Origin of the sequence: Prosthecodimorpha hirschii (assembly GCF_001305515.1) — a bacterium.
Classification (GTDB): Bacteria; Pseudomonadota; Alphaproteobacteria; order Rhizobiales; family Ancalomicrobiaceae; genus Prosthecodimorpha; species Prosthecodimorpha hirschii.
In genome coordinates this window covers 2572354-2586545 of record NZ_LJYW01000001.1, presented here as the reverse complement: position 1 = coordinate 2586545, position 14192 = coordinate 2572354, and the positions used below count along the sequence as shown (strand labels likewise).

Annotated in this window: 13 protein-coding genes; 8 read left to right on the top strand and 5 right to left on the bottom strand. The window is 71.0% G+C overall.

Going from position 1 to position 14192, the window contains the following annotated elements; genetic code table 11:
- Positions 1 to 76 precede the first annotated feature (76 nt).
- The 4 genes from dnaK to ABB55_RS11350 all read left to right on the top strand — a co-directional run bounded on the left by dnaK (position 77) and on the right by ABB55_RS11350 (position 4861).
- Positions 77 to 1987: a molecular chaperone DnaK gene (gene dnaK / locus ABB55_RS11365; RefSeq protein ID WP_054358902.1), complete on the top strand. Its 1911-nt coding sequence runs from the start codon at positions 77 to 79 to the stop codon at positions 1985 to 1987.
- 262 nt (positions 1988 to 2249) lie between these two features.
- Entirely contained in the window at positions 2250 to 3389 is a 1140-nt protein-coding gene (gene dnaJ, locus ABB55_RS11360; RefSeq protein WP_054361997.1) for a molecular chaperone DnaJ, read from the top strand.
- Between the two features lie 168 nt (positions 3390 to 3557).
- Positions 3558 to 4118, top strand: coding sequence for a class I SAM-dependent methyltransferase (locus ABB55_RS11355; RefSeq protein WP_244472020.1), 561 nt, complete (start codon positions 3558 to 3560; stop codon positions 4116 to 4118).
- Between the two features lie 170 nt (positions 4119 to 4288).
- Positions 4289 to 4861, top strand: a complete 573-nt coding sequence (locus ABB55_RS11350) for an NADPH-dependent FMN reductase (RefSeq protein ID WP_054358900.1) — start codon at positions 4289 to 4291, stop codon at positions 4859 to 4861.
- Positions 4862 to 4882: 21 nt separating this feature from the next.
- Here the strand turns inward: ABB55_RS11350 and ABB55_RS11345 are convergent, their stop codons facing one another.
- On the bottom strand, positions 4883 to 5779 hold the full coding sequence (locus ABB55_RS11345) for a helix-turn-helix transcriptional regulator (protein ID WP_054358899.1): 897 nt from the start codon (positions 5777 to 5779) through the stop codon (positions 4883 to 4885).
- 75 nt (positions 5780 to 5854) lie between these two features.
- Between ABB55_RS11345 and ABB55_RS11340 the strand changes: the two genes are divergently transcribed.
- From ABB55_RS11340 to ABB55_RS11325, 4 genes are all read left to right on the top strand, one after another.
- Complete coding sequence (locus ABB55_RS11340) at positions 5855 to 6916, top strand: iron ABC transporter substrate-binding protein (protein WP_083463548.1); 1062 nt, start codon at positions 5855 to 5857, stop codon at positions 6914 to 6916.
- Positions 6913 to 7935: a FecCD family ABC transporter permease gene (locus ABB55_RS11335; protein ID WP_054358898.1), complete on the top strand. Its 1023-nt coding sequence runs from the start codon at positions 6913 to 6915 to the stop codon at positions 7933 to 7935. Before ABB55_RS11340 ends, ABB55_RS11335 begins: the two co-directional genes overlap by 4 nt.
- Complete coding sequence (locus ABB55_RS11330) at positions 7932 to 8720, top strand: ABC transporter ATP-binding protein (RefSeq protein WP_054358897.1); 789 nt, start codon at positions 7932 to 7934, stop codon at positions 8718 to 8720. Before ABB55_RS11335 ends, ABB55_RS11330 begins: the two co-directional genes overlap by 4 nt.
- A 172-nt stretch (positions 8721 to 8892) precedes the next feature.
- Positions 8893 to 9867, top strand: a complete 975-nt coding sequence (locus ABB55_RS11325) for a hypothetical protein (RefSeq protein ID WP_152982009.1) — start codon at positions 8893 to 8895, stop codon at positions 9865 to 9867.
- 13 nt (positions 9868 to 9880) lie between these two features.
- Here the strand turns inward: ABB55_RS11325 and ABB55_RS11320 are convergent, their stop codons facing one another.
- The 4 genes from ABB55_RS11320 to ABB55_RS11305 are packed head-to-tail and all read right to left on the bottom strand — an operon-like array spanning position 9881 to position 14186.
- Positions 9881 to 11131, bottom strand: a complete 1251-nt coding sequence (locus tag ABB55_RS11320; protein WP_200912020.1) for an FtsX-like permease family protein — start codon at positions 11129 to 11131, stop codon at positions 9881 to 9883.
- The gene (locus ABB55_RS11315) at positions 11128 to 11865 is read right to left on the bottom strand and encodes an ABC transporter ATP-binding protein (protein WP_083463547.1); all 738 of its coding nucleotides are present in this window, start codon (positions 11863 to 11865) and stop codon (positions 11128 to 11130) included. Before ABB55_RS11315 ends, ABB55_RS11320 begins: the two co-directional genes overlap by 4 nt.
- A 46-nt stretch (positions 11866 to 11911) precedes the next feature.
- On the bottom strand, positions 11912 to 12415 hold the full coding sequence (locus ABB55_RS11310) for a single stranded DNA-binding domain-containing protein (protein ID WP_244472019.1): 504 nt from the start codon (positions 12413 to 12415) through the stop codon (positions 11912 to 11914).
- A 40-nt stretch (positions 12416 to 12455) separates the two neighbouring features.
- Positions 12456 to 14186, bottom strand: a complete 1731-nt coding sequence (locus tag ABB55_RS11305) for an alkaline phosphatase (RefSeq protein WP_054358895.1) — start codon at positions 14184 to 14186, stop codon at positions 12456 to 12458.
- Positions 14187 to 14192: the final 6 nt, after the last annotated feature.

Below are 14192 nucleotides of genomic sequence, written 5' to 3'. Positions count from 1 at the left end.
GGGGACCGTTCGGGGCTTAGAGCCCCCGCGAGGACGCCTTCGGGGTCCGGACGGTCTGCCGGAAGGAGAGGGACCCATGGGTAAAGTCATCGGCATCGATCTCGGCACGACGAACTCTTGCGTCGCTGTCATGGACGGCAAGAACACCAAGGTCATCGAGAATTCCGAGGGCGCGCGCACGACGCCCTCCATCGTCGCCATCGCGGATGACGGCGAGCGTCTGGTCGGCGTGGCCGCCAAGCGTCAGGCCGTGACCAATCCGGAGCGCACCTTCTTCGCGGTCAAGCGCCTGATCGGCCGGCGCTACGAAGACCCGATGGTGGAGAAGGACAAGAAGCTCGTCCCCTACAAGATCTCGCGCGCCGGCAATGGCGACGCCTGGGTCGAGGCGGACGGCAAGCCCTATTCGCCGTCCCAGATCTCGGCCTTCGTGCTCGGCAAGATGAAGGAGACCGCCGAGGCCTTCCTCGGCCAGCCGGTGACCCAGGCGGTCATCACGGTGCCGGCCTACTTCAACGACGCCCAGCGCCAGGCGACCAAGGATGCCGGCAAGATCGCCGGCCTCGAGGTGCTGCGCATCATCAACGAGCCGACCGCGGCCGCGCTCGCCTACGGTCTCGACAAGAAGGCGACCGGCACGATCGCGGTCTACGACCTCGGCGGCGGCACCTTCGACGTGTCCGTGCTGGAGATCGGCGACGGCGTCTTTGAGGTGAAGTCGACCAACGGCGACACCTTCCTGGGCGGCGAGGACTTCGACATGCGGCTCGTGGGCTATCTGGCCGACGAGTTCAAGAAGGAGCAGGGCATCGACCTGCGCAACGACAAGCTCGCCCTGCAGCGCCTCAAGGAGGCCGCCGAGAAGGCCAAGATCGAGCTGTCGAGCGCGACGCAGACCGAGATCAACCTGCCCTTCATCACCATGGACCAGACCGGTCCGAAGCACCTGACCATGAAGCTGACCCGCGCCAAGTTCGAGGCGCTGGTCGACGACCTGGTCCAGAAGACGATCGAGCCGTGCCGCGCCGCCCTCAAGGATGCGGGCCTGACGGCGGGCCAGATCGACGAGGTGGTTCTGGTCGGCGGCATGACCCGCATGCCGAAGATCCAGGAGGTGGTGAAGTCCTTCTTCGGGCGCGAGCCCCACAAGGGCGTCAACCCGGACGAGGTCGTGGCGATCGGCGCCGCCATCCAGGCCGGCGTGCTGCAGGGCGACGTGAAGGACGTTCTGCTGCTCGACGTGACCCCGCTGTCGCTCGGCATCGAGACGCTCGGCGGCGTGTTCACGCGCCTGATCGACCGCAACACCACCATCCCGACCAAGAAGTCGCAGACCTTCTCGACCGCCGAGGACGGGCAGACCGCGGTTACCATCCGGGTCTTCCAGGGCGAGCGCGAGATGGCGGCCGACAACAAGCTGCTCGGCCAGTTCGATCTGGTCGGCATCCCGCCGGCGCCGCGCGGCGTGCCGCAGGTCGAGGTGACCTTCGACATCGACGCCAACGGCCTCGTCAACGTCTCGGCGAAGGACAAGGGCACCGGCAAGGAGCAGCAGATCCGCATCCAGGCTTCGGGCGGTCTGTCCGATGCCGACATCGAGAAGATGGTCAAGGACGCCGAGGCCAACGCCGCCTCCGACAAGAAGCGGCGCGAACTGGTCGAGGCGCGCAACCAGGCCGAAGGTCTGGTGCATTCGGCCGAGAAGGCGCTCAAGGACTACGGCGACAAGGTCTCGACGGCCGACAAGTCGGTGATCGAGGCGGCCATCGCCGAAACCCGCGAGAAGCTCGCCGGCGAGGATGTCGAGGCCATCACGGCGGCCGCCAACAAGCTGGCGGAAGCGCAGATGAAGCTTGGCGAAGCGATGTATCGCGACACCCAGGCGACGGGCGGCGCCGCCCCCGGTGCCGGCGCGGCCGGTCCGAAGGACGACGTGGTCGACGCCGACTTCGAGGAAGTCAAGGACGACAAGAAGAAATCGGCTTGATCCGGGCCCGAAGTCCGTTCAAAGACTGAAGACTGCCCGGCGTGGTGAAATCCGCGTCGGGCAGTCTCGCATGAGACGAGCCGCCGAAATCTTTCGGCCGCCTTCATTTCGTCTTCCGTTGCCAGGACTGGCTTGTGCCCGTCCGATGGTCCGGCCGGCCGCGCAAGACGGCTTGGGGACTGGCGCTGCGGCGGGAGCGGGATGGCCGGTCGGATGGGGCGGCTTTGCGTGACGACGTCCCGCTGGGGAAGTGATGCCGACCATGTCCAAGCGTGACTATTACGAGGTCCTCGGGGTCTCGAAGACGGCCGACGAGAAGGACCTGAAGAGCGCCTTCCGCAAGCTCGCCATGCAGTTTCACCCGGACCGCAATCCGGGGAATGCCGAGGCGGAGGCCAAGTTCAAGGAAATCAACGAAGCCTACGACGTGCTCAAGGACGGCCAGAAGCGGGCCGCCTACGACCGCTTCGGCCATGCCGCCTTCGAGAATGGCGGCGGCGGACCCGGCGGGCCGGGCTTCAACGGCGATTTCGCCCAGACCATGTCGGACATCTTCGAGAGCTTCTTCGGCGGCGAGTTCGGCGGCGCCGAGCGGCGCGGCCGCGGCGGCCGGGAGCGTGGCGCCGATCTGCGCTACAACATGGAGATCACGCTCGAGGAGGCCTACGAGGGCAAGCAGGTCGAGATCAGCGTGCCGACCTCGATCGTCTGCGAGACCTGTTCGGGCACCGGCGCCAAGCCGGGCACGTCGCCGCAGACCTGCAAAACCTGCGGCGGCCAGGGCCGCGTGCGGGCCGCGCAGGGCTTCTTCACCATCGAGCGCACCTGCCCGACCTGCCAGGGCCGCGGCCAGGTGATCGCGGAAGCCTGCGCGAAGTGCGGCGGTACGGGCCGGACCACCACCGAAAAGACCCTGACGGTCAGCATCCCGGCCGGCATCGAGGACGGCACCCGCATCCGCCTCTCCGGCGAGGGCGAGGCGGGCGCGCGCGGCGGCCCGGCGGGCGATCTCTACATCTTCATCGGCATCAAGCCGCATGCCTTCTTCCAGCGCGACGGCGCCGACATCTTCTGCCGGGTGCCGGTCTCCATGACCACGGCGGCCCTCGGCGGCCAGTTCGACGTGCCGACGCTCAGCGGCGAGAAGACCAAGGTCAAGGTTCCGGACGGAACCCAGACCGGCAAGCAGTTCCGGCTGCGCGGCAAGGGCATGCCGGTGATGCGCTCGGCCCAGCAGGGCGACATGTATATCCAGGTGATCGTCGAAACCCCGCGTAACCTCAACCGCCGCCAGCGCGAACTGCTGGAGGAGTTCGAGCGCGCCTCCTCGGGCGACACCCATCCCGAATCGGCCGGCTTCTTCGCAAAAGTGAAGGATTTTTTCGACAATCTCGGCGGCTGAAGCAGGGCAGGTCATTTCGCATTGCGGCATTCCGCATCTGGCCGTTCTGGAATTTCGCCTATAGTGTCGGACGGTAACGTCATCACGGTTCCCGCCCCGGGAGACCGATCAGGAGTCCTCATGGGACAGCCGAACAAGCGAGCCCTCCCGGACGGGATCCGGCACAAGGTGTTGGATGAGGTTCGCTTCCTGAAGAGTTGGCTCGACAAGCCGCTTCAGGTCGGTGCCGTCGCCCCGTCGGGTCCCGCGCTGGCGAAGGCGATGGCCCGTTTCGTCGATCCCGCCCTGGCCGGATCCGTGGTCGAACTCGGGCCTGGGACCGGGGTGGTCACCAAGGCCCTGGTCGAACGCGGCGTGACCCCGGATCGCATCGTCTCGATCGAGTATGACGGCGAATTCTGCAAGCTGCTGCGCAACCGCTTCCCCGGCATCCAGTTCATCCACGGCGACGCCTATCAGATGCGCCAGGCCGTGGAGGGACTGGCCGAGACGCCGCTCTCGGCGGTCGTCTCGAGCCTGCCGCTGTTCACCCGGCCCTTGCCGCAGCGTCTGAAACTGCTCGACGACTGCCTGTCGCTGCTCGCGCCCGGCGCTCCCTTCATCCAGTTCTCCTACGCCCTGGTGCCGCCGGTGCCGCCGGGCGCGGGGAATTTCGTCATCGAGCGGACCAACTGGGTGGTCATGAACCTGCCCCCCGCGCGCGTCTGGGTCTACCGCCGGCCGGCCTGAGCGGCCTTGCGGTCTCGTGACCGGGCCTGACCAGCTGCATCCACCGCCGCGTCGCCCGTCCCGCCAGCCTGACGGCCGGCCGGGCCCGGCGCGGCAGCGCTGCGGCCCTGCGATGCGGCTTCCCGGCCCGGCCGCTTGCCCCATATGGTGAGGGCATACAGGAGGTTCGGATGGCCAATCCCCGCATTCTCGTTTTCGCCGGCTCGCATCGTGCCGGCTCGATCAACACCCGGCTGGCCGGCATCGTGGTCAAGGAACTGGCCATGATGGATGTGCCGGTGACCCAGATCTCGCTCGCCGACTATCCGATGCCGCTCTATGACGGCGATCTCGAAGCCGCCTCCGGTCAGCCGGAGACCGCCAAGGCGCTGCATCGGCTGATCACCGAGCATCAGGGCGTGTTCATCGCCTCGCCAGAATACAATGCCGGCATGACCGGGCTCCTCAAGAACACGATCGACTGGGTCAGCCGGATCAAGACCCAGCCGTCGCCCTGGAAGGGACGCGCCTACGCGATCGGTGCGGCGTCGGGCGGCAATCTCGGCGGCTATCGCGGCCTGCTCCAACTGCGCCAGACGCTGGGTCTCGGCCTCGGCGCCACGGTGATCCCCGAAATGACCGTGGTGATGCGCGCCGGCGATGCCTTCGCGGAGCATGGCGGCTTCAAGGACGAGGCCATGACCAACACCATGCGCACCATGCTGACCCGCCTGGTCGACGAGGCCGCCCGCTACGTCCGTTGACCGCGCGGCGGCGGCAGGGGCTCACGGCGCCCAGCGGATCGTCCCGGTGACGGCGGTGTCGTAGCCGCTCATCTCGGCGGCGCGGGCGCGGAAGCGGTCGCCCGCCAGGACGCCGAGCAGGGCCTGGACCGGCGGCCGGAAATAGTCGCGCTGGCGGACGACGAGGTCGAAATCCTCGAAGGTCAGCGGCACGAAGTCGAGCCCGGCCAGGACCGCCACCGCGCGGGTGGCGATGCCGCAATCGGCCCGGCCGGATCGGACGGCGGCGGCCAGATCCGGACCGGTCGGGCAGGGCGGTCCGGCCACCGTCAGATCGTCGAAACCGTGGCCGGCCGCGGCGAGCAGCTTCAGGAGCAGGAGCGTCGCACCCGCGCCGGGCTGGCGCAGCGCCATGCCGGCCTTCCGCGCCACGACGCCGGACAGGTCGGCGAGGCCGAGCGGATTGCCGGGGGCGACCAGCAGGCCCTGTTCGCGCCGGACCAGCCCGACCAGCACCGAATCGGCATGGGCCGGGTCCGCCGCCATGGTGGCCGCGTTGGCGTCCGTGGTGCCGGCGGCATGGAGATGGATCGCGGCGGCCAGCACCTCGCCGCGGGCGAAGCGTGCCAGGCCGGCCTCGCTGCCCTCGGCCAGGCCGGCGAGACCGGCGCCGGACTCGCGCACCGCCCATTCGATCAGCGGATCGTGGCTGCCGCCGAGGATCGGCGGCGGCTCGGCGCGCGCCATGCCGGCGGGGCGATGCAGCCCAGCGGCGACCCAGCGGTCGAGCTCGGCGCGCGGAAACAGCCACTTGCCCGTGACCTTGGTGCACGGCACGGCGCCCTCGGCGACCAGTTCGTAGATCTTGCGTTCCTTGAGCCGGAGATAGTCGGCCGCCTCGGCGGTGGTCAGCAGTTCCGGCTGGCGAGAACCGTCCATGTCGTTCCGTCGGTTGACTTTGCGGGTTGCGAGGCGAGATCCTGGCATGGATCGAAGGGACGAGGAAAGGGCATCATGCGGACCGACCGTCGCCGATTCACGGCCGGGTTCCTCGCGGCGGTCGCCGGTCCGTTCGGGCCGATGCCGGGGCTTTCCCTCTCGTCGCCGGCCTTGGCCGGCGAGACCTTCCGGGATTCGGCCGGCCGGTCGGTGCGACAGCCTGCGACCGCGACGCGGATCTTTCCCGCCGGCCCGCCGGCCGCGATCCTGACCTATGCGTTGGCGCCCGAGGCGCTCATCGGCTGGCCGCGGGCGAACCGGCCGGAGGAGCGCGAATTCCTGCTCCCCGGCATCGGCGACCGGCCGGAACTCGGGCGCCTGACCGGACGCGGCAACACCACCAATCTGGAGCGCCTCATCGAACTGAAGCCCGACCTGATCGTCGACATGGGCGCCGTGACGCCGACCTATGTCGCGCTGGCCGACCGGGTGCAGGAGCAGACCGGCATCCCCTATGCGCTGATCGACGGCCGCTTCGAGGCCCTGCCGGCCGCCTTCCGTCTGCTCGGCGGCGTGATGGGGGCCGCCGCGCGCGGCGAGACGCTCGCCCGCTACGCCGAGGCGACCATGGCGGAAATGCTCGGCCGGATCGCCCCGATCCCGCGCGAGCGTCGGCCGCGGGTCTATTATGCGCGCGGCCCGGCCGGGCTCGAGACCGGGCTCGGCGGCTCGATCAATGTGGAGACGATCGAATTTCTCGGTGCCGTCAACGTCGCCGGCGGCACGCGCGGCGGGCTCGCCACCGTCTCGATCGAGCAGGTCCTGGCCTGGGACCCGGAGGTGATCGTCACCATCGACCGGGATTTCGCCGCCACGGTCGCCACCGACCCGGCCTGGCGCGGCATCCAGGCGGTGCGCGACCGGCGCATCCATCTGTCGCCGAAGCTGCCCTTCGGCTGGGTCGACTTTCCGCCCTCGGTCAACCGGCTGATCGGCCTGCCCTGGCTCGCCGGCATCCTCTATCCGCAGCAGTTTCCCGAGCCGATCCGGGACCGGGCGCGGGACTTCCACGCGCTCTTCTACGGCGTCACGCCGAGCGAGGCGCAGCTCGACCGGATCCTGGCGGGCCGGACGTGACGGGTTCGGGCCTTTCCGCGCGGGCGGGCTTCTGGATCGCGCTCCTGCTGCTCGTCGCCGCGCTGGTCGCGGCCTTCGGCATCGGGCGCCTGCCGGTCGGGCTCGGCGAGGCGCTGCGCGTGATCGTCGCGCGCCTGACCGGCGGCACGGCGGATGTCGCCCCGACGGTCGAGACGGTCGTGCTCGCCATCCGCGGCCCGCGCATCCTGGCGGCGGTGCTGATCGGGGCGGCGCTCTCGGTCGCCGGCACCGCCTTTCAGGGCCTGTTCCGCAATCCGCTGGTCTCGCCGGACCTGCTCGGCGCCTCCTCGGGCGCGGCGCTCGGGGCGGTCGTCGGCATCTATGCCAATCTCGGCGTGATCGGCATCCAGGCGGCGGCCTTCACGGGCGGCCTGGCGGCGGTCGCGGCGGTCTATGCCATCGGCAGCCGGCTCGGCCGGCACGATCCGATGCTGGTGCTGATCCTGACCGGGGTGGTGATCGGCTCGCTGCTCGGTGCCGGCGTCGGGCTGATGAAATATCTCGCCGATCCCTACGACCAGCTTCCGGCCATGACCTTCTGGCTGCTCGGCAGCCTCGCCGCCGCGCACCGGCTCGATCTCGCCGCGCTCGGCATCCCGGTCGGTGCCGGCACGCTTGCGCTCGTGCTGCTGCGCCACCGCATGAACGTGCTGTCGCTGCCCGACGAGGAGGCGCGCGCCCTCGGCCTGCCGACCGGGCCGCTGCGGCTCGCCGTCATCGTGGCGGCGACGCTGGTGACCAGCGCGGCCGTGGCGGCGGCCGGCGTGATCGGCTGGGTCGGCCTCGTCGTGCCGCATGTCGCGCGGTTTCTAGTCGGCCCGGATTTCGGCCGTCTGGTTCCGGTCGCCGCCCTGCTCGGCGCCGGCTACCTGCTCCTGGTCGACACCGTCGCGCGGTCGGCGGCGAGCGTGGAGATCCCGCTCGGCATCCTGACGGCGGTGATCGGCACGCCGGTCTTCATCTGGCTGCTCGCCGGCGCGCACCGGAGCTGGTCGTGATGCTGGCGGCCGAGGAGCTCAGCTTCGGCTATCGCGGCCGGCCGGTCGGCACCGGCCTGTCGCTGGCGCTGCGGCCCGGCGAGGTGGTCGCGCTGCTCGGGCCCAATGGCGGCGGCAAGACCACGCTCCTGAAGACGCTGATCGGTCTCCTGCCGCCGATCGCCGGCGGCATCACCCTCGACGGCACGGCCATCGAGCGCCTGGCGCCGCGCGAGCGCGCCCGGGCGATCGGCTATGTCCCGCAGGCCCACGGCGGCAGCTTCGCCTTCTCGGTGCTGGACGCCGTCCTGATGGGGCGCACTGCCCATCAGGGCCTGTTCGCGGCCCCCTCGCGGCGCGACCGGGCGGCCGCCGGCGCGGCGCTCGACCGGCTCGGCCTCGGTGCCCTGGCGGCGCGGCCGGTCACCGAGATTTCCGGCGGCGAGCGGCAACTCGCCATGATCGCCCGCGCGCTCGCCCAGGAGCCGCGCCTCGTCGTGCTCGACGAGCCGACCGCGAGCCTCGATTTCGGCAATCAGGGCCGGGTCATGGCCGAGATCCGCGCGCTGGGCGCCGCCGGCCTCGGCGTCCTGTTCACCACCCACGATCCGAACCAGGCCCGCCGCTTCGCCGACCGGGCCGTGCTGATCCGCGCCGGGCGCGAGGTCGGGGCCGGGCCGGTCGATCGCGTGCTGACCCGCGCGAGCCTCGAAGCGCTCTATGGCGCGCCGGTCGAGATCGTCGGCGGCGGGGCGAGCGAACCGACCGCCTTTCTGCCCGGCACGCCGGCGCCGTCACGTTCGTGACATCCGCCGGCCCGCCGCCATGCTCTCCTGCGGTCGGACGCGGCTGGGGACGCACGAGATGGCGGAGATCGGATCGAACCGGGGCATACCGATCGGGGACCTGATCGCGGGTTTCCCATCCGTTTCGCCGTCGCCGCCGCAGGTCGCGCCGACCCCGCCCGAGGGGACCGAGATGCCGGATCTGGCCGTGGAACGGCCGAGCCCGCTGCAGCCCGGCGATCTCGACGGCGGCCCGGTCTCCGGCTACGGCCCGGCGTCCGGCCGTCTGAACCGGCTGCTGGCCCAGCTCGACGAGACCTGCGGTCCCTCGGCCGAGGGCGAACCCGTCACGCCCTTCGAGCAGGGCCTCGCCCTCAAGCGGCGCATCGACAGCCTCGAGGCGCGCACCGCGGAACTGCTGCAGACCATCGGCCGGCACGAGGCCGCGCTCGTCGAATGCCGCGCCCGGATCGATCGCCTGACCGCCGAGCGCGAGATGCTCGGCGGCGATCTCGTCGCGGCCCGGCGCAATCTCGCCGCCGTGCTGACGACCATCGAACGGGGCGGCCCGGAGGCCGAGCGCCGGCTCGCCGACGAACGCCAGGCCCTGACCGGGCAGATCGCCCGGCTCGAAGGCGAGATCGGGCATCTCGACCTCGACATCAGCGCCCATATCGCGACCGCCGCGATCATCGAGGCCGATCTCTTCGACAGCCAGGAGGAGCTGCGCAAGAGCCGGGCGGCCCTGCTCCGGCAGCGCGACCGGCTCGACGAGGCGGTCGAGTCCCTGAACAACATCCTCGACATGATCCGCGCGGCCCTGGCGGAGATGAAACGCGAGGGTCACGAATTCCGCTTGGCTCTGATCGAGGCATTGCGTCTGCTGCGCGCCGAGGCCCATGACGACAAGACGGCCGCCTGGCTCAAGAAGCAGTTCGACGAGGGCATGCTCGATGCCGAGACGGCAGCGGCCCTCCTGCTCGCCCTGCCGCAGGCGCTGGCCGACGCCCTGCGCCAGATCGGCGCCACGGGGCCGACGGATCGGTCCAACGGACCGACGGATAGTTCCGGCGGCATTGCAGGCCGGTCCGGCCCGCCGTCCGAACCGCCGCCGCCCGAGGAGGCGCCGCGCGTTCAGACGTCGTCGCGCCTGCGCCTCGGCCTCTGAACCGGCCCCGGGGTCAGGAGCGCAAGGCCTCGACCACCGGCTGGCGGGTCGCCGCCAGGGCGGGCAGGATCGCGAACAGGCTGCCGAGCCCGGCCATGGCGGCCGCGAAGCCGATTTCGCCGGCGCCGATCGTCGCCGACAGGGCGAGCCCGGTGCGCGCGGCGATCGCCCAGGAGAGCGCCGTCGCGGCGAACCAGCCGAGCCCCAGGCCGAGCAGCGAGCCGGCCGTGGTCAGCGCCGCCGCGCCGAGCCAGACCACCGCGGCCACATAGACCCGCCCGGCGCCCAGCGCGCGCAGCACCGCATAGCGCCGCCGGCGCGCCCCGACCAGGGTGACGGTCAGGAGCAGGATGGCGAGAAACACGACCGCATCGTCGAGCGCGGCGACCAGGACCAGGATGTCGCGTAGGTCTCCGACCGTGCCGTAGAGCGAGACCAGCACCTCGGCCGGGAACACCGCCATGGTGCCGCCCTGCCGATATTCGCTGCGCAGCCGGTAGGCATCGAACACCGCCTTCGGCTTGACCACCACGATCGGCACGCCCGGCACCGCAGCGGCATCCCAGGGCGGGCCGATCCGTGCCGCCTTCGTGCCGTCCGCGGCGGCGGCATGGCCGTCGCCGAGGCCGTGGGTCGCCCAGACCGTCTCGACCGGCACCAGGATGGCGCGATCCCAGGGCGAGCCAAGGCGGGGCAGCCGTCCGACCACGGTCAGCCGGACCGCCTCGTGGCGATGGCTGGCCTCCTCGGCGTCGCTCTCGCCGGGAACGTGATTGTGGCCCGCCGTGGCATGGGCCGGCGTCAGGCTGCTGCCGAGGCCGAAGCGCACGTCGGCGCCGACGACCGCCTCGCCGGCGGCGGCGAAGACGCGGCCTTCCGTCGGCGCGATCCGGCCGAACCGGGTGGCGAAGGCGGCGCTGGTGCCGACCACCGGATAGCCGGAGACGATGTCCCCATAGGCGAGCGGGGCCGCGCCGGCGACACGGGGATCGGCCGCGAGCCGGGCCATCACGGCGCCGTCGATCAGCGGCAGGGCCTCGGCCTGCAGGTAGACGCCGGTCAGAACCATCTGCGTTGGGCTGCCGGGGGCGCCGACGAGCAGGGGAAAGTCGTCCGCCGCGCGTGCCGAGGCCTTGCGCAGGGCGCGTTCCTGGGCGCCGACCGCGATCCCGATGGCGACCGCCAGCCCGACCAGCAGCACCGCCACGACGCCGCCGAACCGCAGGGCGCGCAGGTCGGCGAGCACCATCGGCAGCGGGTTCACGCGGCGGCTCCCGGAGCCGGGACGGCGGCGGCCTCGGCGCGGTTCACGACGGCCGGATCGACCAGATGCCCGGCCTCCAGACGCAGGATCCGGTCGGCGCGGGCGGTCAGGAGCGGGTCGTGGCTGGCCATCAGCAGCGTTGCGCCGCGCGCGCGGGCCGCCGCGAGGATCAGATCCGCGATCGCCGCGCCGGTGGCCGGGTCGAGGCTGGCGGTCGGCTCGTCGGCGATCAGCAGCGGCGGGTCGGCGAGCAGGGCGCGCGCCACCGCGACGCGCTGCTGCTCGCCGCGCGACAGGAGGCCGGCGCGCCGGCGCGGGTCCGGCAGGCCGGCGGCGGCGATCAGGTCCGCGGCCCGGCAGCGGACCGCGGCGGGCACGCGAAATCCGGCAAAGCTCTGCGGCAGCAGGACATTGTCGAGAATGGAAAGCTCGCCGACCAGGTGGAAGTCCTGGAACACGAAGCCGACGGTCAGCCGCCGCCAGGCCTCCCGCGCCGCCTCGCCGAAGGCCGAGACCTCGCTCTCGCCCCACAGGACCCGCCCGGCATCGGGGCGCCGCAGGCCGGAGACCAGCTCCAGGAACGTCGACTTGCCGGCGCCGGACGGCCCGGTCAGCGCCACCGCCTCGCCGGGCGCCACGACCAGCCTGTCGACGGCCAGGCCGAGCGAGCGCGCGCCGCCGGCATCGCGATGTTCGACGCGAATGCCTTCGAGCCGCAGGAAGGCCGGTCCCATGGCCGAACCCGTGGCCGGTCCCGGGGGCGGCGCCGGAGACGGCCGGTCAGGCGCGCCGGTAGCGGGCATCGCGTATCCTCAACTGACTGACGAAGCCGGAGTCCGGGTCGGTCCAGGATCCGAGCTCCAGGCGGCCGGTCACCAGGACGCGCGCGCCTGCGGTGACCAGCGGCGAGGCCTCGGCCAGATAGACGACCACGATATCGACCGGCCAGTCGGCATCCGACTGGCAGAAGGGGCAGATGGCCAGCGGCTCGCGGGTCAGGACGAAGAAGTCGCTTTCCGCCTTCAGCGGCGGCGCCATGTAGCCGGCGATCTGCACCGGCCGGCCGGTCAGCGCGACGATCGGATCGGCGAACTGGTAGCCGAGCACGCCGAAGCTCTTGTAGAGCCCCTCGAAGGTGATGGCGACGGGATCGCCCGCCGCCGCCAGGGCCGCCGGCGACGCAACGGCCCAGGCGAGTGCCGGCCCGATCCCGAACGCGAGGCCGCCCGCCCGACCGAGGCGGGCGAGACAGGCGCGGCGGTCGATGCGGGCAACGGTCACCATCGCGCACTCCGGACGGATGCGCCGTTTCGCGGCCGCGTCCTCACTCCCGGCCGAGGCCGAGGGCGGTGACGATGGTACGGAACACCCGGGTATTGTCGAGACGGCCGCGGAAGGCTTCGGCGCCCGGCCCGAGGGCGGTCAGCAGCACGTCGTCGGCGGCATGGACGCCGCTATTGGCGGTCGCCGGCAGGTTGCCGGTGACCCGCACCGCGCCCGGCTGGCAATATTTGTCGTTGGCGACGAAGGTGCCCTTCTCGGCCCCGGCCACGGCGGGCACGAATTCGGCGTCGAGATGCGGCTTGGCGTCGAAGCAATGGTCCGGATAGGACCCGAAGCTGTAGCCGAGGCGCAGCGGCAGGTCGACCGTTTCCGGATAGCCGTCGGCATCGGGCTTGTACTGCGGGAACTTCGACTTCTCGTAGACGCCGAGCTTCTCGCGCGGGGTCTGGCCCGGCAGGCTGTCGTCGTAGGTGCCGATGATGCCGACCATGTGGGCATGGTCGGGAACGACGATGATCAGCGTGTCGTTGTTGCGGGCGGCGAAATCCTTGGCCACCTTGACGGCGTTGTCGAGCATGATGGTGTCGTACACGCCGCGCTCCCAGTCGAGCGAATGCTTGTACTTGTCGATGCGGGCCGATTCGACCATCAGGAAGAAGCCCTTGTCGCTCTTGGCGAGTGCATCGATGGCGAGCCGGGTCTGCTCGGCGAGGTCGGGCTGGTCGGGGAACCGGGCCGTCGTGCCCTTCTTGAACTTGCGGTCGTAGGCGCCGTCGACATTGCTGGTGTTGAAGAGGCCGAGCACCTTGCTGCGTCCCTCCGCGAAGGCGGCGCGCATCTCGGTCGCGGTCGACACGAAGGCATAGCCGTCGGCCTTGAACTTCTCGACGAAGTTCTCCTCGTCGGTCCGCTTGGAGCCCGGCACCGCCTTCGGCAGGAAGTTCGGCGAGCCGCCGCCCATCACGATGTCCGGCTTCACGTCGTAGAACATCTTGACGATGTCGTTGTAGTCGGAGCGGCGCCGGGTGTGGGAGACCACGCCGGCCGGCGTCGCGTCTTCGATCTCCGAATTGGTGACCACGCCGAGCGCCATGCCGGCCTTGCGCTTGACCAGTTCGCCGATGGTCTCGACCTTGGGGTGATCGAGCGTGCCCTTGGCGAGCGAGCAATAGACGCCCATGGCGTTGACGCAGGTCTTGTGACCGGTCGTATAGGCGCTCATCGAGTTGGCGCTGTCGGTGACCACCGAATCCGTGCCCGAGGTCGAGATCAGCGCCATGGCGGGCATGTCGTCCATGGCCAGTTCGCCGCCGTAGCGACCCTCGACCAGGCCCTTGGACAGGATGCGGGCGGCGGTGCGGTCGGTGACCGACATGCCGTCGCCGACGAACAGGATGACGTTGCGGGCCGTGCGCGCCGGCGTGCCGAACACCTCCCAGGCGACCGTCCGGGTCTTGTCGCCGGCCTTGGCGACCACCTCGTAGCGGCCCGGCTTGGCCACCGTGGCGCCCCGGATGATCAGCGCGGAATGGTCGAGGCCGTCCTCCTTCTGGACGAAGCTCGCGGCCGCTCCGAGCACCTTGGCCGGGTCCTCGCCGTTGACGGTGACCGAGACCGCATCGGAGGCCGGGGCGCCGGGGAATTCGACCTTGAAGTCGAACAGGCTGCCGGCGAGGATCTCCGCCCGGTCGAGCGGATAGATGGTCTGCGCGCCGGCGGGAAGGGCGGAACTGAGAGCCGCGAGGACGGCGATCGGGAGGGTGCGGCGCATCGGATG

Bases quoted from the DNA above. Each gene is read 5' to 3' on its own strand.
- dnaK (WP_054358902.1), top strand. From the start codon at position 77: ATGGGTAAAGTCATCGGCATCGATCTCGGCACGACGAACTCTTGCGTC.
- dnaJ (WP_054361997.1), top strand. From the start codon at position 2,250: ATGTCCAAGCGTGACTATTACGAGGTCCTCGGGGTCTCGAAGACGGCC.
- ABB55_RS11350 (WP_054358900.1), top strand. From the start codon at position 4,289: ATGGCCAATCCCCGCATTCTCGTTTTCGCCGGCTCGCATCGTGCCGGC.
- ABB55_RS11345 (WP_054358899.1), bottom strand. From the start codon at position 5,779: ATGGACGGTTCTCGCCAGCCGGAACTGCTGACCACCGCCGAGGCGGCC.
- ABB55_RS11340 (WP_083463548.1), top strand. From the start codon at position 5,855: ATGCGGACCGACCGTCGCCGATTCACGGCCGGGTTCCTCGCGGCGGTC.
- ABB55_RS11325 (WP_152982009.1), top strand. From the start codon at position 8,893: ATGCCGGATCTGGCCGTGGAACGGCCGAGCCCGCTGCAGCCCGGCGAT.
- ABB55_RS11315 (WP_083463547.1), bottom strand. From the start codon at position 11,865: ATGGGACCGGCCTTCCTGCGGCTCGAAGGCATTCGCGTCGAACATCGC.
- ABB55_RS11310 (WP_244472019.1), bottom strand. From the start codon at position 12,415: ATGGTGACCGTTGCCCGCATCGACCGCCGCGCCTGTCTCGCCCGCCTC.
- ABB55_RS11305 (WP_054358895.1), bottom strand. From the start codon at position 14,186: ATGCGCCGCACCCTCCCGATCGCCGTCCTCGCGGCTCTCAGTTCCGCC.